Genomic DNA, 21808 nt, shown 5'->3' with positions numbered 1-21808 from the left:
GCCAAGGTGCATTACACTCAGAGCAATGATTCCCTGTGTCCAGCTGATTCCAAACTAGGAGATGAGCATGTCTGAGCGCCGCCGTTTTGCACGGATCCTCTATTTGACCACGGCCGAACTCACCCAGGGGGAGCACAAGTGGCAGACTCAGCTTGTCGACATATCCCTGCAGGGCGCCCTGTTAATCCGACCGGATGATTGGGAGAGCCGTGACAACAAGGAGTACCAGCTCAGTTTTGTCCTGAGTGGCAGCGACATCGAGATCAAGATGCAGGTCGAGCTAACCCATGAAGCCAGCAAGAAGCTGGGGTTCTACTGCCACCACATCGACATCGACAGTGCCACCCACCTCAAGCGGATGATAGAGCTCAACGTAGGTGACGAAGAGCTGCTGCATCGGGAGCTGGAACAGCTGTTGAACGAGCATCAGGAGCACAACCAGTCGTAACGACGCCCGGCCAGACATGGTGCTCTTTTCTGTTCATTCAGCCTCTATTGCTACGGTTATAACGCCTCGAGCGCCTCTGATAACTTCTTGACCGGCACCACTTCCATCCCCTCGATAGGATGCTTGGGGGCATTGGCGTGCGGCACGATGGCACGACGAAAACCGTGTTTGGCCGCTTCCTGCAGCCGCTCCTGACCAGAGGGGACAGGACGGATCTCCCCTGAGAGCCCCACTTCGCCAAACACCACCAGATCCTTGGGCAGCGCCTGATCCCGGAAACTGGAGACCATCGCCAGTAGCAGCGCCAGATCCGCACTGGTCTCCTCGACCTTGACCCCGCCAACCACGTTGATGAAGACATCCTGATCCGCCATCTGCAGCCCACCGTGACGGTGCAGCACCGCCAGCAACATGGCGAGCCGGTTGTGATCCATCCCCACCGCTACCCGCCGCGGGTTGGAGAGCTGGGAGTAGTCCACCAGCGCCTGCAACTCCACCAGCAGCGGCCGGGTGCCCTCCCAGATCACCATGACGATGGAACCGGGCGCCTGCTCCTGCCCCCGACTGAGGAAGATGGCGGAGGGATTGCTCACCTCGCGCATCCCCTGTTCAGTCATGGCAAAGACCCCCAGCTCGTTGACCGCACCGAAGCGGTTCTTGTGAGAGCGCAGAGTCCGAAAACGGGAGTCATGGCCACCGTCAAGCAGCACAGAGCAGTCGATGCAGTGTTCCAGTACCTTGGGGCCAGCCAGACTGCCATCCTTGGTCACATGACCCACCATGAAGATGGCCACATGGTTCTGCTTGGCGTAACGGGTCAGTAACGCTGCTGCCTCACGCACCTGTGAGACCGAACCGGGAGAAGATTGGACATCCGCCACATGCATCACCTGAATGGAGTCGATCACCATGATCTGCGGCTGCTCCTGCTGGGCAATCAGGCAGATCTGCTCAACGCTGGTCTCGGAGAGCATCCGTAGCTTGTCGGTAGGCAAACCAAGGCGGTTGGCCCGCATTGCCACCTGCTGGAGCGACTCCTCACCGGTGACATAGAGAGTTTTCATCCGCTCTGCCAGACCACACATGGTCTGCAGCAGCAGGGTCGATTTACCCGCCCCCGGGTTACCACCGATCAGAATCGCCGAGCCGGGCACCACACCGCCACCAAGCACCCGATCCAACTCCTTGAAACCGGAAGTAAAACGGGGGATTTCGGTGGTGGCGATCTCTGCCAGTGTCTGTACCTGACTGCCGACCGCGCCGGCATAACCGGTGTAACGGGCACTCTTGCCTGCGGGAGTGACGGAGCCAAGGCGTACCTCGGTGATGGTATTCCACTCCTTGCACTCGCTGCATTGACCTTGCCAGCGTGTGAAGTCGGCACCACATTCGGAACAAACATAAGCAGTTTTATTTTTAGCCATTGATAACTCGGGGACAGGATGAATTCCTGCTTGATATACTTGTTTGCGACCGACAGATCAAACCCAGAATCGGAAAAGTGACTTTCCGTGGCAGGAACACATGGATTCAGTACACCAACAACATCTGATTGAACAACTTGTACCCCTGCTGCGGGAGAAAGATTTCGAAGAGATCTTCAACCGTCTGACCCAGGACGAAAACAGTAACGGCCGTTTTCTGATCAAGATGGAGCTCAATCGCAAATGCTCCCCTTGCCGCAGGGTTATCGACATGCGCGATGAACTGGAGGACGAGTGCTTGGTGCACGAGTTCGACGGTATCACCCACTTTATGCCGGCCGAGGCCATCGGACTGTTTCAGTCCCAGTGCTATCTCTACCGTGACGCCTATACCCTTGGCGTTTACGAAGCGCTGCAACAATGGCAAAAGAACCATCACCACGCCCGGGTGGATGGCCTGCTGCAACCCCCTGTCAGCCCCTTCCGGCAATACGACGTCAACACAATCGTCTTTGCCAGTTACTACGGGCGACGACAAGAGCGGATGCACTTTAGCTCGCCCTTGCTCATCAAACTTCATGACGGGGAGAAGTTGTTCGCCAAAAGTTCCGATCTTTCCCTCGGCGGCATGAGAGTCTCGGTCCCCTATTTGCCCAATTACCAGACCGGCGCTCAGGTCGAGGTCTTCTTTACCGGGCTAGAGCGGGATCACCCCAATCCGGTGCTGCATCAGCCGGTCGGTTACCAGATCCTCGGTGAAGAGAGCAAGGAAGGGAAGTATTGGCTGAGGCTGGTACGCTCCGGTGAGCAGCCCGCCTTCGATGCCTTCCTCAGCGACTTTATCGAAGCCAACAAGATCCGCTATCGGGTCAGCGTCGACTATCTGCTCTCCGCCGCCATCATCAAGGGATATGAGCAGTTCTACCTGCCACGGATGACCGGCATGCCGCTTTTCTTCAGCACAGGAGATTGTCCCTCACTCGAGATAGCACTGCGCACCGAGAACAACCAGCACCTGCTGGAGTATTGGCGCGACGAGAAAAACCGCGATGCCCTGGCGGGACTCTTCTCAGCAAAACGGATGAAACGCCTCTGCCCTGCTCCCGGCACCACGACCGAAACCCTCATCTACTGCTTCACCCACACGGTACGCAGCCATATCTATTTCTTCTCTGCCACTGCTGAAGAGCTGCGCCAGAGTGGTCTCACCGCCCTCTTCTTCCAGGTGGGCTCCCGACGTCCCAGCTGGCGTGTCTACAAGTTTTCACTGGAGGCGTGTGAATCGCTGGAGGCAGATGTAGGGCAGTTGCAGGGGGTCGAAAATTCGCAACTGCAGGATATTCTGTTACTCGAACGTCTCAAACTGATTGGGTATTGCGGCCTGCTGCAGGAGATCAGTCTGGAGTCCCAACGGGAGGAGTTCCGCCCGGAGGGCGAGCTGGGCAATAATGCCAATGAATTGCAACGTTTTGGTCACGAGCTGGGCGTTGCCCCCTTCGAGATTGAATCCCTGCACTATGTCCAGTTGCGCAAGGAGCTGCGCTATATCCACAAAACAGCCGTTGCCATCCATCACAATGGCAAGTCATGGCTTGGCTGGACCCGAGATATTTCTGCCCATGGCCTGCAGGTCGAGCTGGAAGATGCCTTTATCGGCGAGAAAAACGATGTGGTGACCATCGCCCTGCCCCGTCTGCAGGAGTTATCCAAGAGCATGGATCTGCAGCATCTCTCCTACCGGCTGGTTAGTCTCAACATGACTCGCACCGTGCTGCACCTCTGTATCGACGGGGATTCCGATCGTCATACCGGTCGTCAGTTCTTCAGCCTGCTGATCGAGAGCAACCAGAACAAGCTCAAGGCGGCGCAGGAGCAGCGCCGTTATCGCGGACTGGCGCGAGCCCTGCGCAATATTTACACCCACCACCTGTTCAACTCACCGGTCTATATCAACAAACTGAAGGGTGCCCCCAAGCCAGCCGCCATCGGCAAGTCACTCACTCCGCGCAGCCTGCAACAACTGTTAACCGCCTGTGCCGAGCAACCTGAGCAGGAGAACCTCTATCCGCTGTTTCAGGGGGAGTTGTTCAAGGAGCTGCTGATGAATCCGTTGCGAGCCATCGAGCGGGAGGACAAACCGCGTGAAGATGAGGTCTATATTGCCAGCATCCAGACCAAGGCGGGCCTCCCCATCTTCACCAGCCGCCTCGCCAGCAGCTTTAGCAACCTAAAAGAGAAGCGCCAGTTCATCGAGCTGGCACTGCAGCAGGGAGAATTCTACTCGGTGCTGGTCGGCATCTCCCGCACCGGACGCCCCGACACCAACTTCATTGCCAATGAGCTGGACTACATCGCCAAGTTCGCCATTCACAAGGCAAAGCGGCTGGAAGAGGAGTTGTGGAGTGTCGTGGGGGTTGGCGAGCTGACCGACACCACCCAGGCAACCCTGTTCCGGCTCGGCATCACGCAGCCGCCCCGCTGATCCCATCGACACGGGCGCACTATGCGCCCTGTTTTTTGTCATGCTGCCTGCGGATTGAGCAGCCATTCCAGGATCCGGGGAAAGTGATCCTCCTGCGCCTGCGGGGCGGTCAGCATATTGATGTGGTCATAGTCAAGCCGGTTGCCATTATCACGCCCCAAGCGGGTGTGACGAGCAGCCGAGCCTATCTCGTCGCTGAAACGGCGCACATCGGTCGGATGGCCCAATACCTTGTCGGCTCTGGCAGAGATCATCCAGAGTGGCGGCCAGTTGACCCGTGCCGCCCCCTCGTCATAGGCAAAACCGTCGTGAGGATCCCGCCAGGGGCCACACTTGACCCAGGGGATGGTCTCCTGCAGATAGCGCAGCGGCTCGTCGTCAGCACCTATCTTCAGAGTGCGAGCAGCCAGAAAACCACGGCGGCGAGCCAGCCAGGGGGCCAGCCGATTCCAAATCAGATCCACCTTCAGCCAGCGCTCGGGATTGTGCACCGACACGCCGCGTTTGGTACCAAAAAACAGCAGACTGGCCACCTGCTCCGCCAGCTCGGGAAAGCGCACCAGGGTCGAGGCCATGATGACGCCACCCCAGGAGTGGGCCACCCAGTGCACCTTGAAGCCATGATGGCGCTCGGCAATCCAGCGATGCAGGGCGGGCAAGTCCTCGGTGATTAGCTCGTGCTGGCCGTGCTCCGCCTGCTCGGCGATGGCCGGAGTGCTGAGCCCCCGTCCCCGCAAATCAGCCACATAGACCTGATAGCCGTGGCGGGCCAAAAAACAGGCCAGCCCCTTGCCCGATTCGGTGTAAAAGATGCGGCCGTTCTCGATGGCGCCGTGCACCATCAGGATCGGCTCGCCATGCACGGCGACCCGGGGTTTGATGTGGCGAACATGCAGTTGATGGGCGCCACAGGGGATAAACAGAGACTGCTGCAACAATTCCATTTTTATTGGTTTCCTCCTTGAAACACAGTCAGCGCTTGTCCCAGCGTTGTTCGCTGCAGGCCCGCGCCGCCAGCAGGCAGATCACCCCCTCCAGATCGTGATGATTGAGGGTGGCCGCAGCCTGCGCCCGCACCAGCGGCTTGGCATGAATAGCAATCCCAAGACCTGCCACGCCCATCATCTTGAGATCGTTAGCACCATCGCCGATGGCCACGGTCTGGGCGGCAGCAATGCCGTACTCCTGAGCAAGCTGCTGTAACACCTCGGCCTTGACGCTGGCATCAACGATGCGCCCGCTCACCTTGCCAGTCAGCTGACCCCCTTCCACCGCCAGCTCGTTGGCGAAGATAGCATCGAGCCCCAGCGCCTGCTGCAACTCGCCGGCAAAACGGGTAAAACCGCCGGAGGCGATGGCCACCTTCCAGCCAGCCTCTTTGAGGGTATCGACCATCAGTTGCAAGCCGGGCATCCACGGCATGTTGGCGGCCACCTCGTCGAGAATGGTGACCGGCGCTCCAGCCAGCAGGGCCACCCGGTTGCGCAGACTGTCGGAGAACTCCAGTTTGCCCTGCATGGCAGCAGCTGTTACCGCCGCCACCTGATCGCCGACCCCCGCCAGCCGCGCGATCTCGTCGATGCACTCGATACGGATCGCGGTGGAATCCATGTCCATCACCAACAGGCCGGGTTCGCTCAGGGTGGGTAGTGCCGGCAGGTGGCAGAGATCGATCTCCCACTCACCGCTCTTGAGCTCGGCCACCAACTCGGAAGAGAAGCGATCGCAGCCAAGCAGCAGCAGCGGCACCTCCGTCACCTCGGTGGGAGGATAGAGGGTGGCCACCAGCCCCTGCGCAGCCAACAGTGGTGACAGATGCGTCAGATGGGAGGCGCCCAGCCCCTTGCCAAACAGTACCAACCAGCCGCCCGCCTGCGGGGTCTCTGTCGGTTGCAACGCATCGGCGTTGAGCTGCCAACAGGGTGAGCCGGACAACAACGCAGGCCAATCGGATAACAGAGGGGGGAGCCGGGACAACAACATAAGAGATACGCCTTCCTTGGTGATCAGGGGGTTAACAATGCTGACCCAGAGTAGCGTATTGCTTTTTGCGCAGGCAAGCGCCAAGATCCGGCACTCATTGTCAGCATGAGGTCTCGCGCTTGCAGCGTCATCTTCCCATCAAACGTGTACTCAGTCTGGTAGCCGGCCTGCTGCTCGGCTGCTGGGTACTGGTTGTTCTCCTTCATATGCAGGGAGAGAGCCAGGCTGCGCTGCACACCGAAGCACGCAACCGCGCCCAGGCACTGGTCGCCTATGCTGCCCGCGACATGAAGCGCTGGCTCAAGGAGGAGAACAGCAGTGAGCTGGAACGGCTGGCCCGGGATCTGGCGACCGAGCCGGAGATCCTCGATGTCACACTCTATGATGGACGCGGCATTCCCCTCGCCCAGTCGGAACAGGCCGTACCGCTGGAGAGCCTGCTACCCATCGGTGACAATAACAAATCGATGCCGGAACAAGGCAAGGGGCGGATCCAGTTCGTACAGGAGGTCCTGGATGGCGATCAGACACTGGGCTACCTGCGCATCACCCTGGAAGAGCAGCAGATGCTGGCGGACAAGGACACCAGACTCAAAACGATTCAGGAGAAACAGCGGCTGATATTGCTGATTGCGCTGCTGGCAGGTCTGCTTATCTCCTATGGCATTCGTCGCAACTATATGCGAGTGCGCAAGCACAAAAAACGAAGTCCTCCCCCCTCCCCGCCGCCAACCAACAATGATCCGGCGCAGTAAACGGATAAAGAAACGGCGACCAGAGGTCGCCGTTTTTGCATGGTTCCAGAGGCTGCGGGATTAGTTGTCGCCCAACAGGACGGAATCCAGTGCGATTTCGATCATGTCGTTGAAGGTCAGCTGACGCTCTTCAGAGGTGGTCTGCTCACCGGTACGGATATGGTCGGAGACGGTGCATATGGTCAGCGCCTTGGCACCGTACTCTGCGGCCACGCCGTAGATACCGGCGGCTTCCATCTCGACACCCAGGATGCCGTATTTTTCCATGACGTCGAACATGGAGGGGTCCGGGGTGTAGAACAGGTCGGCGGAGAAGATGTTACCCACACGCACGGCAACGCCCTTGTTCTTGGCGGCCTGCACGGCATTGGCAACCAGGTCGAAGTCGGCGATGGCAGCGAAGTCGTGATCTTTGAAGCGCAGACGGTTTACTTTGGAATCGGTGCAGGCACCCATACCGATCACCACGTCACGCAGTTTCACGTCTTCACGCACAGCGCCACAGGAGCCCACGCGGATCAGGGTCTTCACACCGTAATCGGTGATCAGCTCTTTTGCGTAGATGGAGCAGGACGGGATACCCATGCCGTGACCCATGACGGAGATACGACGGCCCTTGTAGGTACCGGTGAAACCGAACATGTTGCGCACGTCGCAGATCTGCTCGACGTTCTCCAGGAAAGTTTCAGCGATGTACTTGGCGCGCAGGGGGTCGCCCGGCATCAGCACGGTATCAGCAAAGGCGCCATCTTTCGCATTGATATGAGGAGTTGCCATTCTCTTGATTCCTTCACACTAGGTTGAGTTTTATTGTTTTATAAATTGCCCGCCGCCGAAGTGGCGGGCGGGTAAATTACAGGAAGCTGGTACCGTACGCCAGTTTCGGCAGGCCGTGGTAAGCCGCGATGCTCTGGCCGATATCGGCAAAGGTCTCGCGACGACCGACGGAGCCGGCCTTGACCGGCTTGCCGAAGAACAGCACCGGAATGTATTCGCGGGTGTGGTCGGTCCCACCCCAGGTCGGGTCACAGCCGTGATCGGCAGTCAGCACCACCACGTCGCCATCTTGCAGCAGCTCAAACAGCTCCGGCAGGCGGGAATCGAAATACTCCAGCGCACCGGCATAACCGGCAACATCACGGCGGTGGCCGTAGGAGGAGTCGAAGTCCACAAAGTTGGTGAAGACGATGGTGTTGTCACCGGCCGCTTTCACCTCTTCCAGCGTGCGATCCCACAGCTCGGTCAGACCGGTCCCTTTCACCTGCTTGGTGATGCCCTGCTGGGCATAGATGTCGGCAATCTTGCCGATGGAGACCACCTGACCGCCCGCATCTTTCATGTAATCCAGCACGGTCGGCGCCGGTGGCAGCACTGAGTAGTCGTGACGGTTGCCGGTACGCTTGAAGTTGCCCTTGCCACTGCCCACGAACGGACGCGCAATCACGCGGCCGATGTTGTAGGGCTCCAGCAGCTCGCGCACGATGTGGCACAGCTCATAGAGATTCTCGAGGCCGTAGGTCTCTTCGTGGCAGGCAATCTGGAACACCGAGTCGGCAGAGGTGTAGAGGATCGGCTTGCCGGTCTTCATGTGCTCTTCGCCCAGATCGTCCAGCACCTGGGTACCGGAGGCGTGGCAGTTGCCGAGATAACCCGGCAGACCAGCCTTCTCGACGATGGCGTCCAGCAGCTCCTGCGGGAAGCTGTTGTGGTGATCCTTGAAGTAGCCCCACTCGAACAGCACGGGCACACCAGCGATCTCCCAGTGACCGGACGGGGTATCCTTGCCGGAGGAGAGCTCCTGCGCAAAGCCGTAGGCACCGACTACCTCGATATCTTTTTTCAGCCCTTCCGGGAAGTAGCCGGAAGCCTGCTCGCAGGCGTGGCCCAGACCCAGCTTGTTGAGGTTGGGCAGATTGAGGGCGCCACGGCCTTCAATTTCACCTGCCGCACACGCCTTGGCGATATGGCCAAGGGTGTTGGCGCCCACATCTCCGAACTTGTCGGCGTCAGCAGCAGCGCCAATACCGAAAGAGTCCATCATCAGAATAAAGGTACGTTTCATGGGTCTTCCCCTTGTTACAAATCGGCCAGGGTGATACGGCGGTACACTTCAGGCAGTGCCTCCGGCCGTTCGCCACCAATCCGGACAGCCGCCTGCACCATGCTGGCAGCCTGAGCATATTGCTCTTCAGTCTGAGCGTGGATCATCGCGATCGGCTTGTCAGCATCAACGCTTTGACCCAGGCGGATAAAGTCGGTCAGACCGACCGCATAATCAAGTTTGTCACCGGCAGCGCGGCGACCACCGCCCATGGCGACCACCGCCAGACCCAGCTCGCGGGTATCCATGGCGGTCACGAAGCCGCTGTTGGCCGCGAAGACCGGGCGTACGATGGCTGCCTTGGGCAGGTAAGCGTCGTAACGCTCCATGAAATCGGCCGGGCCACCGAGACCTGTCACCATGCGACCGAAGATCTCGGCCGCCTTGCCGTTATCCAGCACCGCCTGCAGCTTGGTGCGGGCATCGCGCTCGTCGCTGGCCAGACCGGCGGAGATCAGCATCTCGGCGCACAGCGCCATGGTCACTTCGTGGATGCGCGGGTTGCGGTATTCACCGGTCAGGTAGCGCACCGCTTCACGTACTTCCACCGCGTTACCGGCGCTGGAGGCCAGCACCTGGTTCATGTCGGTCAAGAGCGCAGAGGTGCGGCAACCGGCACCGTTGGCCACGGCCACAATGCTCTTGGCCAGCTCTTCGGAGGCTTCGAAGGTTGGCATAAAGGCGCCGGAGCCCACTTTCACATCCATCACCAGCGCTTCGAGCCCGGAGGCGAGCTTCTTGGAGAGGATGGAGCCGGTGATCATCGCGATGGATTCGACGGTGGCAGTAATGTCACGTACTGCATAGATACGCTTGTCAGCGGGGGCAAGATCGCCGGTCTGGCCGATGATGGCCACGCCCGCCTCTTTCACCACTTTCAGGAAACGGTCGTTGTCGACCGAGGTCTGGTAGCCGGGAATGGCGTCCAGCTTGTCGAGGGTGCCGCCGGTGTGGCCCAGACCACGGCCGGAGATCATCGGCACGAAACCGCCGCAGGCAGCGACCATCGGGCCAAGCATCAGGGAGACAACGTCACCCACCCCGCCGGTGGAGTGCTTGTCGACAATCGGGCCACCCAGATTGAGGTGATCCCAGGTCAATACCATGCCGGAGTCGCGCATGGCGCAGGTCAGGGCAACCCGCTCATCCATGGTCATGTCTTTGAAGTAGACCGCCATCGCCAGCGCGGCAATCTGCCCCTCACCGATGGTGTTGTTGGTAATGCCCTGAACGAAGAATTGAATTTCTTGGGTACTGAGCGCTTCACCGTTGCGCTTCTTGCGAATAATTTCTTGAGGCAAAAACATCTTTCATTCCCTCCGCCATTGCTGGCGTTACACAAGCCTGAATCTTTGCCCGCACACCGCATGGTGGGGGCTAACAGGGCGGACAGCTGTCCGCCCTCTCATCGACCTATTAGTAACCGCTGGTGTTGGCCGGCTTGTCGCCATGCCCCAGAGTGGCCAGCAGACTGGCCAGCAGGCTGGATGCACCAAAGCGGAAGGTACGGGCGGATACCCAGTCGTTGCCGAGGATCTCTTCGGCCATGGCCAGGTACTGACCGGCAACGGCGGCATCTTTCACGCCACCAGCTGGCTTGAAGCCGACTTTCGGATTCTTGGCCTTGATCACTTCCATCATGATGCGGGCCGCTTCTGGGGTCGCATTGACCGGCACCTTGCCGGTGGAGGTCTTGATGAAGTCGGCACCAGCATCGATACAGATCTCGGAAGCGCGACGGATCAGCGCCTCTTCTTTCAGCTCGCCGGTTTCGATGATCACTTTCAGCAGCACGTTGGCACCGCAGGCCTCTTTACAGGCTTTGACCAGATCAAAACCGATCTGTTCGTTGCCAGCCATGAAGGCGCGATACGGGAACACTACGTCCACTTCATCAGCACCGTAGGCGACAGCGGCACGGGTCTCGGCCACGGCGATCTCGATGTCGTCGTTGCCGTGCGGGAAGTTGGTCACGGTCGCAATGCGTACGTCGGCAGCGCCGATCTCACGCAGTGTCTTGCGAGCGATAGGAATAAAACGGGGGTAGATGCAGACGGCGGCAGTCAGGCCAGCTGGTGACTTGGCCTTATGGCACAGGTCGATCACCTTCTGATCGGTGTCGTCATCGTTCAAGGTGGTCAGGTCCATCAGGTTCAGGGCGCGCTGAGCGGCCACTTTCAGATCAGTCATTCTGTTCTCCAAAGTCTCGATTTAATCCAGATAACCGGGCACCACCATACCATCCAGCGATGGATGCACAGGCAGTAATCCCCAGCTATACGGGAATGGAATTACAGTGCGAAGGCACCGGCACTATCGGGATGCTATTCAAAACACCCTGCAGGCACTGCGACTGTAAATAAGGCAAGAGCCCTGTCACTTTCTTACAAAAGTGCGGACTTGGTTCCATGAAGACTTGAGAAAGGCCGACAACATCTGACCCGACTTCCCAATCAATTCCATTTGACCGCCAACACCCGATTTCATCGAGTATTAGTCATTACCAGCACCCTGCTGGCAATGCCTATTTCAGCCGAGATACCCCCTGTTTGCAAGCCGGATTTGCCAATTTCAGAGGTACCTCACATCTGGCAAATCCAGGTCTAAAAAAGCCTTACGAAAAGAAACGAGTCAGGATCCAGGAGTAGGCCAATCCCCCCAAATAGACCCCGACGATCCCCATTACCCCGGATAAAACAGGAGGCGCCGGGATCGGCAATTTGAGGAAAGAAAACAACAAACCAACTATAAAGCCGGCCACCATCGCCAGTAGCACTTCATTCATATAACCTCCGATTTGACTCATTTTATTATTAGTTTAGATAGGAAAACGGTTGTCACCGCTCCATACGCGAACGCCACGGCAGATGCCGTGGCGTTCGTGTTTATACCCTGTCAGTCAGGCGGCGATTACATGCCGGACAGTGCCAGGAAGAAGCCTGCGATAGTGGCAGACATCAGGTTGGACAGAGAGCCAGCCAGTACGGCTTTCAGACCAAAGCGTGCAATGGTACCGCGGCGGTTCGGCGCCATGGACCCCAGACCACCCAGCAGGATGGCAACAGAGGAGAGGTTGGCAAAACCACACAGTGCGAAGGAGATGATCGCCTTGGTGTGATCGGACATGGCCACACCGTTGATCAGCACTTCGTCTTTCAGGTACGGAGCGAAGTTCAGGTAAGCCACGAACTCGTTCACTACCAGCTTCTGACCGATGAAGGAACCGGCAACCACTGCTTCATTCCAGGGCACACCGATCAGGAAGGCCAGCGGGGAGAAGATCCAGCCCAACAGCAGTTCCAGAGAGAGTTGCGGATAACCGAACCAGCCACCCACACCGGAGAAGATGCCGTTGATCATGGCGATCAGACCGATGAAGGCCAGCAGCATGGCGCCGACGTTCAGGGCCAGTTGCATACCGGCAGAAGCGCCAGCAGCAGCAGCGTCAATGACGTTGGCAGGCTTGTCATCCAGCTCGGCATCGGCAGAGCTTTCGTCGTAGTTCGGGGTCTCGGTCTCGGGAACCAGCAGCTTGGCGAACAGCAGACCACCCGGTGCAGCCATGAAGGAGGCAGCAATCAGGTACTCCATCTTCACGCCCATGGAGGCGTAACCGGCCAGTACGGAACCGGCAACGGAAGCCAGACCACCACACATGACAGCGAACAGCTCGGAGTCAGTCATCTTGGCGATGTAAGGACGAACCACCAGCGGCGCTTCGGTCTGACCGACGAAGATGTTGGCAGTTGCAGACAGGGATTCGGTGCGGGAAGTACCCAGTACTTTCTGCAGACCGCCGCCCAGCAACTTGATGACCATCTGCATGATGCCCAGGTAGTAGAGCACTGCAATCAGGGAGGAGAAGAAGATGATGACCGGCAGAACACGGAAGGCAAAAACAAAGCCGCCGCCACCGAACACTTCAAACATCTTGTTGCTGACCAGACCGCCAAACAGGAAGTCGATCCCGTTCTGGCCGTAGCTGATCACGCTGGATACCGCGTCGGACACGCCGACCAGGATATCGCGACCAACCGGAACATAGAGTACAAACGCCCCCAGACCGGCTTGAATTGCGAACGCACCGACAACGGTACGCACGTTGATTGCCTTGCGATTGCTGGAGAACAGCACCGCGATAAGGACGAGCGTCGCCATCCCTACCAGACCCATGAACAAATTCATTATTATCTTCCTCTAGTAGCACCTGGCTTGTTAGCGAGTTGTTATCAAACCCAACTAATCAAGGGGAGCGCATTATACTAATTAAAGTCCGATAAAATAGAATGCTGGTCACATTTTATCGTTATCAAAATGTCCAAGTGTCACAAAATTAGACAGCAAACGATTTTTACGCTCATTTTTTTTCCTGACAACTAAATCAGGTGTTGCGAATTTGTTTCATGGCAATGGGTCGTGATGGAAAATATGCCGGGCAGTTTCAAATAACACCTTAGCAACATCTACCGATGATTCCTCCCGCAAAGTCATCAATATTTCAGCTATTTTCGGCAGCGCTTCCGGGGTATTCCGAGTGCCTTGCTCATCTTGTAACGGCATATCGGGCGAATCGGTTTCCAGCACCAGGGCCTCGAGCGGCATAGCACGAAATACCTCTCGCGTCTTGTTCGCCCGCTCAAAACTGATTACCCCGCCCACCCCGAGCCGAAAGCCCAGTTGCCAGAAAGCCTCCGCCTGCTGCAACGAACCGCTGAAAGCATGGATCACCCCGCCACGAGGCGGCTTGAAGCGGCGCAACAGCTTGACCACAGTGTCATTGGCGCGCACCGAGTGGATCATCAGGGGGAGCCCAGCATCAGCAGCCAGCCGGATCTGAGCCTCAAACAGCGCAAGCTGCCCCTCCTGCGGCACGTGAGAACGGAGGTCCAGCCCGCACTCACCAATGGCCACCAGCCTGGCAGGTTGACTCATCACCAACGCTCGCAGCCGTTCCATCACCCCCTCCCGCTGCTCACCGGTATACCAGGGATGAATTCCCAAACCATAAAAAAGGCCGTCATGCTGATCTGCCAGTGCCATCACACGAGTCCAGTTATCCTCTGCGATGGCAGGAATGATATACTGCGTCACCCCTAATGCCCGGCAACGGGCCAGCAGCGCCTCCCTGTCCTGGTCGAACACCGGAAAGTCGAGATGGCAATGGGTATCTATCAGCTGCATATCACTCACACCTGTTTGCGGTATTTAATGGGTCATTGAACATGATGAACAACAGAAACAACGGCTTTACCCTGATTGAACTGGTGTTGGTGATCATAGTGCTGGGGATCCTGACCGTCACCGCCCTGCCACGCTTTATCAATATCAAGGATGATGCCCTGAAAAGCACGGTCTCGGCGACTGCTGGCAGCTTTGCCAGTGCAGTTCAACTGGCAAATGCCGGCTGGTCGGTGAAAGTGAAGGGGGAGTCTATCGGGCTCTACAACTTGAGTAGCTTTGGCAAAGGCGATCTTGATATTAATCGCTATGGTTGGCCTGTAGGCACGAAAGAGGACTATAACCAAGCGCCAGATACAACATTTCCACCTGGCTCTAACGAAAACCAGATCTCTGTTAACAACGAAGATGACTGCAAGCTACTCTTCACTGGATTACTTGATACAGAGCAGACTGTTCCTGACTTAGACAATAACAACACTGAAACTGACTATAGTTCCGAACTTATTATTGCAGATGACCAAACTGAGATCGGAGGGTTAGAGCATCACAACTGCCGCTATATCCTGCGTGATTCTATCGGCCGCTTCCCGGATCACCCCAACGGCCTCGGCTTCGAGTACAACAGTGTTACCGGTGCCGTGACCCGCAATTTTGATTGAGCTCAGCCTCTTCTGCGCAAGCTCGCTCTTTGCTTGAGTCCTCATTATAACGAACCGGTGTGCAGCAGCGCCGGTTCTCCTGAGTGAGCCCCCACTCCTCGCACCACGCATCGTAACGGGCCAGCCAACGCAGCAATACCCCTTTCATCGTCACACCTCCGCCAACAGGTTCAGGTCAAAAACCATCCTAATCAGAGTCGGCAAGGGGAGCAAGTCATCCCCATAACCGCGATCGGGCGGAATAAAAAAGAGCTGGTCAGCATAGCTGACCAGCTCTTTTCACATTCCCTGAAGAGGTTACCCGATGAGCGGCAGCTCACCAGCCTCACAGACTCTTCAGCTTCTCTTCCGGCAGGGCCAGCTCGTCGTTGTGGTTAACGCCGATACCGCGCTCCAGCACATGACGGGCGATGGCGTGGGCCTCTTCCAGCGAGTGCATGCTGTAGGTGCCACACTGATACTCGTTCAGCTCGGGGATCTTGGCCTGATCCTGCACGGTCAGCACGTCGCTCATGGCAGCTTGCCAGGCGGCGCCAACCCGAGCTTCGTCCGGCGCGCCGATCAGGCTCATGTAGAAGCCGGTACGGCAACCCATGGGGGAGATATCGATGATCTCCACGCCGTTGCCGTTCAGGTGGTCACGCATAAAACCGGCGAACAGGTGCTCCAGCGTATGGATACCGCGCTCGGAGAGGATCTCCTGATTCGGTACGCAGAAACGCAGGTCGAACACGGTAATGGTGTCCTTGTTCGGGGTCTGCATGGTCTTGGCCACACGCACCGCTGGCGCTTCCATACGGGTGTGGTCAACGGTAAAACTGTCCAATAACGGCATTTCTGACTCCTGATTTGGTTACCAGAACCAGCCCCCGCGGGAGAGCTGATCCTTGCATTGTCGATACTGGGCGCCGTAGCGCTGGGCGCGAGCTTCCACCTTGCGCGAGGTTTTCATCAACCACCCCTTGCTGCGATAGCTGCCACGCCGATAGCCACCCCACCCTTCGTGATAGTTGAGATACTGGCCATAGGCATCCCACTTGGAGGTGCCATTGAGCCGCTGGGCCTTGTTAGTGTACCAGCCCATAAAATCGATGGCGTCGGCAAAGTCATCGCGATCGCTCCAGCTATTGCCGGTCTCTCGCTGGTAATCGGCCCAGGTCTCGTCTTTCACCTGAGCGTAACCATAAGCCGAGCTCGCCCGCCCGGTTGGAATAAAGAGGAAATACTCCATCGGCGGCTGGGCATCGTGTACGAAGGAGGACTCCTGATACATCATGGCCATCACCACATGGATCGGCGTCCCCCACTTCTCGTTCATCTTGAGCGCAGCCTTGTGCCATTCCGGCTTCTCGCGAAAGATCTGGCACAAGTTTTCCGGCTGGGCTGGCGGGCGGGTACTGCACGCAGTGAGTACTGCCAGCAGGCCGGCCACCACCGCGATGCGCTTTCGGGACATCAGAGCAGAACTTGTTTTGCTCTCCTGAACATAACGAGGCAAAAACGACATCAGATAGCGTCTTCGTTCTCTTCGCCGGTACGGATACGAATGACGCGCTCCACCTCGCAAACGAAGATCTTGCCGTCACCAATCTTGCCGGTGCGGGCGGTGTTCTGGATCGCTTCCAGACAGGCATCGAGATCCTCGTCCTGCACTACCAGCTCCACCTTCACTTTCGGCAGGAAGTCGACCATATACTCGGCACCGCGATAGAGCTCGGTGTGCCCCTTCTGGCGACCGAAGCCTTTGACTTCGGAGACGGTCATGCCGTTGATGCCGATCTCGGCCAAGGCCTCGCGCACATCGTCCAGCTTGAACGGTTTGATGATGGCTTCAATCTTCTTCATGGTGTCTCCTTACCAGTTCTGTTTGCCAAACCCGGAAGTAATGGGGTAACGGCGATCCTTACCAAAGTTGCGGGCCGTGATGCGGGGCCCAACCGCCGCCTGACGGCGCTTGTATTCGTTGAGATCCACCAGCCGGATCACCTTGCGTACCACCGCCTCTTCGAAACCCTCCGCTACCATATCGGCCACGGAAGCATCCTCTTCCACGTAGCGCTTGAGGATGGCATCCAGGATGTCGTACGGCGGCAGACTGTCCTGATCCACCTGATCCGGCGCCAATTCTGCCGAAGGCGGGCGGTCAATAACCCGCTGCGGGATCACATAGTCGACCGAGTTGCGATATTCGCACAGCTTGAAGACCAGCGTCTTGGGCACATCTTTCAGCACATCGAAGCCACCGGCCATGTCGCCATAAAGAGTCGCATAGCCGACAGCCATCTCGCTCTTGTTGCCGGTGGTCAGCACGATACGGCGACGCTTGTTGGAGAGCGCCATCAGCAGCACACCACGGCAGCGCGCCTGCAGGTTCTCTTCGGTCGTATCGCGAGCGGTACCTTCAAACAACGGCGCCAGCTGGGTCATAAATCCTTCGAACATCGGCTCGATGGAGATGATGTTGAACTCAACCCCCATCCGCTCAGCCTGCTCCTTGGCATCTTCCACACTCATCTGGGCGGTGTAGCGGAACGGCATCATCACCGCTTGCACCTTGTCGGCCCCGATGGCATCGGCCGCGATGGCCAACGTCAGCGCCGAGTCGATACCGCCGGAGAGACCCAGTACGGCACCATGGAAACCGTTCTTGGTGACATAGTCGCGCACCGCCAGCACCAGCGCCTGATAGGTCTCGGCCAAGGGTTCCAGCGGCGCAGCGGGCTCCCGTTCTTTCACCGGCTGGCCATCGGCAAAACGTACCAGCGCCAGCTCTTCGGCAAACGGGGCCAGTTTGTGGGTCAACTCGCCCTGGCTGTTGAACACCTTGGAGCAGCCGTCGAAAATCAGCTCATCCTGACCGCATACCTGATTGAGGTAAACCAGCGGCAGACCGGTCTGATCGCAGCGCTCGGCCATCAGCTCGCGGCGGATCCAGGGTTTTTCCTGATCGTATGGCGACGCATTGATGGTGAGCAGCAGCTCGGCACCCGCCGCCTTGGCAGCCAGCGCCGGACCCGGCTGCCACAGATCTTCACAGATGAGCAGCCCCAGCTGGTGACCACGGAACGGCACCACGCAGGTCTCGGTTGCCGCGGTGAAGTAGCGCTTCTCATCAAACACGCCGTAGTTGGGCAAGTCCTGCTTGAAGTAACGGGCAATCAGCTTGCCCTGCTCATAGAGTGACGCCGCGTTGTAGAGCGCCTCCCCTTCACGCCAGGGATGCCCCACCAAAATGGCACAGTTGCCCTGCCATTCGGCAACACGAGCCAACGCGGCTTCGACCCGGATCATCAGATCGGCGCGCAGCAGCAGATCTTCCGGTGGATAGCCGGTCAGGGCCAGCTCGGAGCAGACCAGCAGATCGGCACCTTGCTGCTCGGCCTGAGCCGCCGCAGCGAGCACTTTGTCAGTGTTATCTTCGATGGCGCCTACCGTCAGATTCAACTGGGCAAGCATCAGAGAGAGGGCTTTTGCCATGGCGATGCATCTTGTATTCGAAAATGATGGGGAATGATAAAGAAAAGGCGCTGGCTGTGCCAGCGCCCCGGATTCAAGGGGTACAACTTAGATTAGCTGCATTGGTTACACCATTATCCACCAGCAGGGCACAAGGACCACTAATCACCTGACCGTTGGCGGGTGGCGTCATGGCGATGCTGAGGGAAGCAGGTTTCAACAAGTAAGTTTTATTGCCCTGTGCACTGTAGGAGAAGTTCACCACCAAGCTACTATTTTGCGCTGCCGTACAGACATAGGTAGCCGGCTGGTTGTTAGCCTGGGGTTTATCAATACGGCAAGTAGCCCCCGTAGTTGTGGTACTGACATTCAAGCCACCGAAGGTATTTTTGCTGCAAGATACTGGCGCAGTATTGTTGCCATTCCCCTGCTCAAGACACTCGATCCGTCCCGATACCGTGAGAGTTGGCACAGTCTGGGAGCTGGTATCGATCGAGATAGGCATGGTGGCGACCTTGGCCTCACTTCGATCTACCGGTGAGATAAGTGAAGCTGTGATCCCCGAGTTACCTTGGTAGGCCGTCACCTTGATCGATGCACTTTGCAACACGTTGGATGCATCCTTGGTGCTCTTCTTGGCGGACAAATAACCACGGCTGTAGCTACCAAAATAATAGCTGCCAAGATCAACGACTGTCTTGACAGGCTCGTTGGTCACACCGACATAGTCAGAGGCACTGCCAGTCAACTGGCCACTCAATGGCACCAAGCTCCACTCCGCCAGCATGGTCAGATTGATATCCTGAAACGGAACCTTGGCCAACAGATCCTGAGAGGTCAGATCGAGCTTCGAGAGACTGTCCGGCGAGAGCAGATCCACGTAGATACCTCTAGCAATCAACTGGGCGGTCCCCGTATTCATGGTGATCTTGGTGCTGGTATCTCCCCCTGTCGCAGCATTGGCAGGCAACCAATCCGCAAATTCGGTGATCGTCGGCGGCGTGGCCGTGGGGTTTGCGGTCCAGTTGAGGGTGTTTTTCTGCCAGGTGATGTAGGTAGTAACTACGTACTTGATGTAGTTCTGATAGCTGGTCTGGTTTGCGGGCTTGGCAAGAAAATCAGCGCTGGTCACGACAACTTTGATCAGGTTCCAGTCAGGCAGCGGGCGATAGTAACCATCAAGTCTGACAAAGCGGCAGGCATCCACATAATCGCCACTATTGACCGATGAGAGGCCACTGTTGTAACGCAGTCGACTGGTATTGAGTGGAGCGTAAAACTGTTCGAAACTGCTGCCGCTGCCATCGAAATGATCCTTGCAGCAACTGGTGCAGAGACTCGGTTGATCTCTGACACTGCTGTTGAGTACCCCGGTCTGCTTGGTAACCTGGGAGCCCACATTCCAGTACAACAGGTTGCTGCTGGTCAAAATGGCCTTACCGGGCAGGTAGGCATTGACACTCGAGCCATAACTGCAGGAACAGGAGACCGATGCCAGATCCTGCAGCACCTGTTGAGTATTGCCACCATTGTCTGGCTTATAGGTAACAGTCTCGAATTGCACCAGTTTGCCAACAGAACCATCCTTGGAGGTCACAGTGGGCAATGGCTTGCTGGTCTCTTGCTTGCGCCCTTCCTGGTCAATCTGGATGGAAATGACATCGGGCGCGACCCCGGGGGTATAAACCACATGGGGCGGTTCACGACTGGTATCCAACCCCCCGTTAAACTGATTCTGGGTTAATGACTCAACAGGCGATACCGCACCGGAAAGCAACAAGGAATGGGACTGCCCGACGCTGTCGCTCCAACTGACAGTGACATTGACCACCTTTCGGCCAGAATAGGCATGCAAATAACCCGCCGGGATAGCCGTTTGCCAGCCAGAACCATTCCAGTACTGATTGCTGACGGTCCAACTAAGGGCATAAGTCCCACCGCCATCAGGAGGTGTCGCCGAACTGGAACCTGCCGCGATACTGTTATAAGCAGTAAGCGGTGAAACCGCGCTTACCACTCCATTGAAGGTACGAAACGCATCCAGTTTTGACTCCGCCAGACGCATGGCTACCTCATAACGGCGGCTATCCTGGGAGGTATTGAGCAACGAACGAGACATAGCCACCAATCCTGCGACCCCCACTCCCAGCAGAACCAGAGTGATCAAAATCTCTAACAGCCCAAATCCCTTGTGCGGTTTCATACATGCTCCTACCAGTCGCGCCAGCTACCAGGCACCAGATTGATGCTCTGAAACGCAGCCCCATTTTCGATATTGCTCAACACCGCCTGATCATACTTGGCATCAAAGGTACCGTTAGCCGTTTTGCCCAGTTGATAGTTGGCCACCACGGCACCGTTGACGATAGCCCCCCCCTTCAAGCTGATATCAGTAGTCGCCGTAGCAGGCGTGGATGAATAGGCAAACACCAGCCCATAGAGGGTAGCGCTCCCATTGACCATCAGATTGCCATTGCGAACGATGAGTACCACGGGCGCAGCAACCGAGCCGATAGACCCACCCGGTTTGCAGTCTCCATCGACGATAATAAGGCCGCTTGAGGCGGTCGAGAGCGAGTCGCAATTATTCAACCGTTGTACTGCTCGTGACTCCAGATTGGCCCACCCCGTAGCGTCATCATTCTCGTTAAACAGATACCAGACCAGGTCTGTGGGGAATGCCGTATCATTATCTTTGATGTCCGACTGCTTATCACCCTTCTGGCTAATGTAGGTACTGCACCCGCCGCTGTAGTCTCCCTGGTGGCAAGTCTGACCAGAACCATTGGTCAAATCCACATTGCCATTCGTCCAGACAGATAACGGAACCCCTGGCCCCCCACCGTTAGGGTTGGCCACCACAGTGAAGTTGCCGGATACTGCCATACCACCGGCAACTGTCAGGGGGGCTGCGGGAGTGCCGGCCAACACGCTTATCTTGATGGCCTTCACCTCAACCTCTGCATTGGCGGTACTGTCCACCAGGGTTGCCATAGTGCGCACTTTAACCGGAACTACGTTCGCCCCACCGACAATCACGGTCGGTTCATCCAGAGCCCACAGGGTATAATTGCCAGCCGAAACAGTGATAGATATACCGCTACTGGGGGTGCGCCAAGCTGCATCCTGCGCAAGCCGTCCGACCCCATCCGAGAGACCCAGCTCGGCCAGTGCCAACGCCTGCCGGTACTGTACTTCATTAAGACTGACACGACGGTCAGCAACCATCAGCTTGCCCACCAGCAAAGAGATGCCAAGCAGGATCACAATAAGCAGCAGCGTAATAGTGAATGTGGTAAAGCCAAGATAACGTTTCATG

General features: G+C 57.4%; 21 protein-coding genes. 4 read left to right on the top strand and 17 right to left on the bottom strand.

The features are described 5' to 3' along the window. Positions 1-67: 67 nt before the first annotated feature. On the top strand, positions 68-448 hold the full coding sequence (locus I6L44_RS19890) for a PilZ domain-containing protein (protein WP_216952871.1): 381 nt from the start codon (positions 68-70) through the stop codon (positions 446-448). A 56-nt stretch (positions 449-504) separates the two neighbouring features. On the opposite strand, the gene radA is transcribed toward I6L44_RS19890, so the two are convergent. Then, entirely contained in the window at positions 505-1872 is a 1368-nt protein-coding gene (gene radA, locus I6L44_RS19885; protein ID WP_005341318.1) for a DNA repair protein RadA, read from the bottom strand. A 100-nt stretch (positions 1873-1972) separates the two neighbouring features. On the opposite strand from radA, the gene I6L44_RS19880 reads away from it, so the two are divergent. Next, positions 1973-4354 carry a PilZ domain-containing protein gene (locus I6L44_RS19880; protein WP_216952870.1) on the top strand — a complete coding sequence of 794 codons (2382 nt, stop codon included), beginning with the start codon at positions 1973-1975 and terminating at the stop codon, positions 4352-4354. Positions 4355-4392: 38 nt separating this feature from the next. On the opposite strand, the gene I6L44_RS19875 is transcribed toward I6L44_RS19880, so the two are convergent. Together I6L44_RS19875 and serB are read right to left on the bottom strand one after the other, a co-directional pair. Beyond that, positions 4393-5298 (bottom strand): alpha/beta fold hydrolase, encoded by a 906-nt coding sequence (locus tag I6L44_RS19875; RefSeq protein ID WP_216952869.1) that lies wholly within the window; start codon positions 5296-5298, stop codon positions 4393-4395. Positions 5299-5326: 28 nt separating this feature from the next. Then, positions 5327-6337, bottom strand: a complete 1011-nt coding sequence (gene serB, locus I6L44_RS19870; protein ID WP_216952868.1) for a phosphoserine phosphatase SerB — start codon at positions 6335-6337, stop codon at positions 5327-5329. A gap of 119 nt (positions 6338-6456) precedes the next feature. On the opposite strand from serB, the gene I6L44_RS19865 reads away from it, so the two are divergent. Next, complete coding sequence (locus I6L44_RS19865; protein WP_216952867.1) at positions 6457-7092, top strand: AhpA/YtjB family protein; 636 nt, start codon at positions 6457-6459, stop codon at positions 7090-7092. A gap of 60 nt (positions 7093-7152) precedes the next feature. Here the strand turns inward: I6L44_RS19865 and deoD are convergent, their stop codons facing one another. The 7 genes from deoD to I6L44_RS19830 all read right to left on the bottom strand — a co-directional run bounded on the left by deoD (position 7153) and on the right by I6L44_RS19830 (position 14374). Beyond that, positions 7153-7869 (bottom strand): purine-nucleoside phosphorylase, encoded by a 717-nt coding sequence (gene deoD / locus I6L44_RS19860; RefSeq protein ID WP_040096807.1) that lies wholly within the window; start codon positions 7867-7869, stop codon positions 7153-7155. A 76-nt stretch (positions 7870-7945) separates the two neighbouring features. After that, positions 7946-9154, bottom strand: coding sequence for a phosphopentomutase (locus I6L44_RS19855; protein ID WP_216952866.1), 1209 nt, complete (start codon positions 9152-9154; stop codon positions 7946-7948). A 14-nt stretch (positions 9155-9168) separates the two neighbouring features. Continuing rightward, positions 9169-10500 (bottom strand): thymidine phosphorylase, encoded by a 1332-nt coding sequence (gene deoA / locus I6L44_RS19850; RefSeq protein WP_005358033.1) that lies wholly within the window; start codon positions 10498-10500, stop codon positions 9169-9171. A gap of 109 nt (positions 10501-10609) precedes the next feature. Beyond that, a complete protein-coding gene (gene deoC, locus I6L44_RS19845) occupies positions 10610-11383 on the bottom strand; it encodes a deoxyribose-phosphate aldolase (protein WP_005340468.1) in 774 nt (257 codons plus the stop codon). Positions 11384-11807: 424 nt separating this feature from the next. Next, positions 11808-11978, bottom strand: coding sequence for a XapX domain-containing protein (locus I6L44_RS19840; RefSeq protein ID WP_005340467.1), 171 nt, complete (start codon positions 11976-11978; stop codon positions 11808-11810). 125 nt (positions 11979-12103) lie between these two features. Continuing rightward, positions 12104-13378 (bottom strand): NupC/NupG family nucleoside CNT transporter, encoded by a 1275-nt coding sequence (locus tag I6L44_RS19835; protein ID WP_005340466.1) that lies wholly within the window; start codon positions 13376-13378, stop codon positions 12104-12106. A 216-nt stretch (positions 13379-13594) separates the two neighbouring features. Beyond that, positions 13595-14374, bottom strand: a complete 780-nt coding sequence (locus I6L44_RS19830; protein ID WP_216952865.1) for a TatD family hydrolase — start codon at positions 14372-14374, stop codon at positions 13595-13597. A 41-nt stretch (positions 14375-14415) separates the two neighbouring features. Between I6L44_RS19830 and I6L44_RS19825 the strand changes: the two genes are divergently transcribed. Then, complete coding sequence (locus tag I6L44_RS19825) at positions 14416-15033, top strand: type II secretion system protein (protein ID WP_302055907.1); 618 nt, start codon at positions 14416-14418, stop codon at positions 15031-15033. On the opposite strand, the gene I6L44_RS19820 is transcribed toward I6L44_RS19825, so the two are convergent. The 7 genes from I6L44_RS19820 to I6L44_RS19790 form a co-directional block, all read right to left on the bottom strand. Further along, positions 15002-15181, bottom strand: a complete 180-nt coding sequence (locus I6L44_RS19820) for a DUF5363 family protein (RefSeq protein WP_216952864.1) — start codon at positions 15179-15181, stop codon at positions 15002-15004. The two genes, I6L44_RS19825 and I6L44_RS19820, sit on opposite strands and share 32 nt — an antisense overlap. A gap of 177 nt (positions 15182-15358) precedes the next feature. Then, positions 15359-15868, bottom strand: a complete 510-nt coding sequence (luxS, locus tag I6L44_RS19815; RefSeq protein ID WP_005340462.1) for an S-ribosylhomocysteine lyase — start codon at positions 15866-15868, stop codon at positions 15359-15361. A gap of 18 nt (positions 15869-15886) precedes the next feature. Next, the gene (locus I6L44_RS19810; protein ID WP_216952863.1) at positions 15887-16489 is read right to left on the bottom strand and encodes a transglycosylase SLT domain-containing protein; all 603 of its coding nucleotides are present in this window, start codon (positions 16487-16489) and stop codon (positions 15887-15889) included. Positions 16490-16539: 50 nt separating this feature from the next. Continuing rightward, positions 16540-16878, bottom strand: coding sequence for a nitrogen regulatory protein P-II (gene glnB, locus I6L44_RS19805; protein WP_005308848.1), 339 nt, complete (start codon positions 16876-16878; stop codon positions 16540-16542). A 9-nt stretch (positions 16879-16887) separates the two neighbouring features. Continuing rightward, entirely contained in the window at positions 16888-18510 is a 1623-nt protein-coding gene (locus I6L44_RS19800; protein WP_113740109.1) for an NAD+ synthase, read from the bottom strand. A gap of 73 nt (positions 18511-18583) precedes the next feature. Beyond that, on the bottom strand, positions 18584-20692 hold the full coding sequence (locus tag I6L44_RS19795) for a prepilin-type N-terminal cleavage/methylation domain-containing protein (RefSeq protein ID WP_216952862.1): 2109 nt from the start codon (positions 20690-20692) through the stop codon (positions 18584-18586). An 8-nt stretch (positions 20693-20700) separates the two neighbouring features. After that, a complete protein-coding gene (locus I6L44_RS19790) occupies positions 20701-21807 on the bottom strand; it encodes a PilX N-terminal domain-containing pilus assembly protein (protein ID WP_216952861.1) in 1107 nt (368 codons plus the stop codon). Between the last annotated feature and the right edge of the window lies 1 nt (position 21808).

This window comes from Aeromonas sp. FDAARGOS 1414 (assembly GCF_019047065.1).
Lineage (GTDB): Bacteria > Pseudomonadota > Gammaproteobacteria > Enterobacterales > Aeromonadaceae > Aeromonas > Aeromonas veronii_A.
The sequence above is the reverse complement of the archived record's forward strand: the minus strand, read 5'-3'. Positions and strand labels throughout refer to the sequence as shown.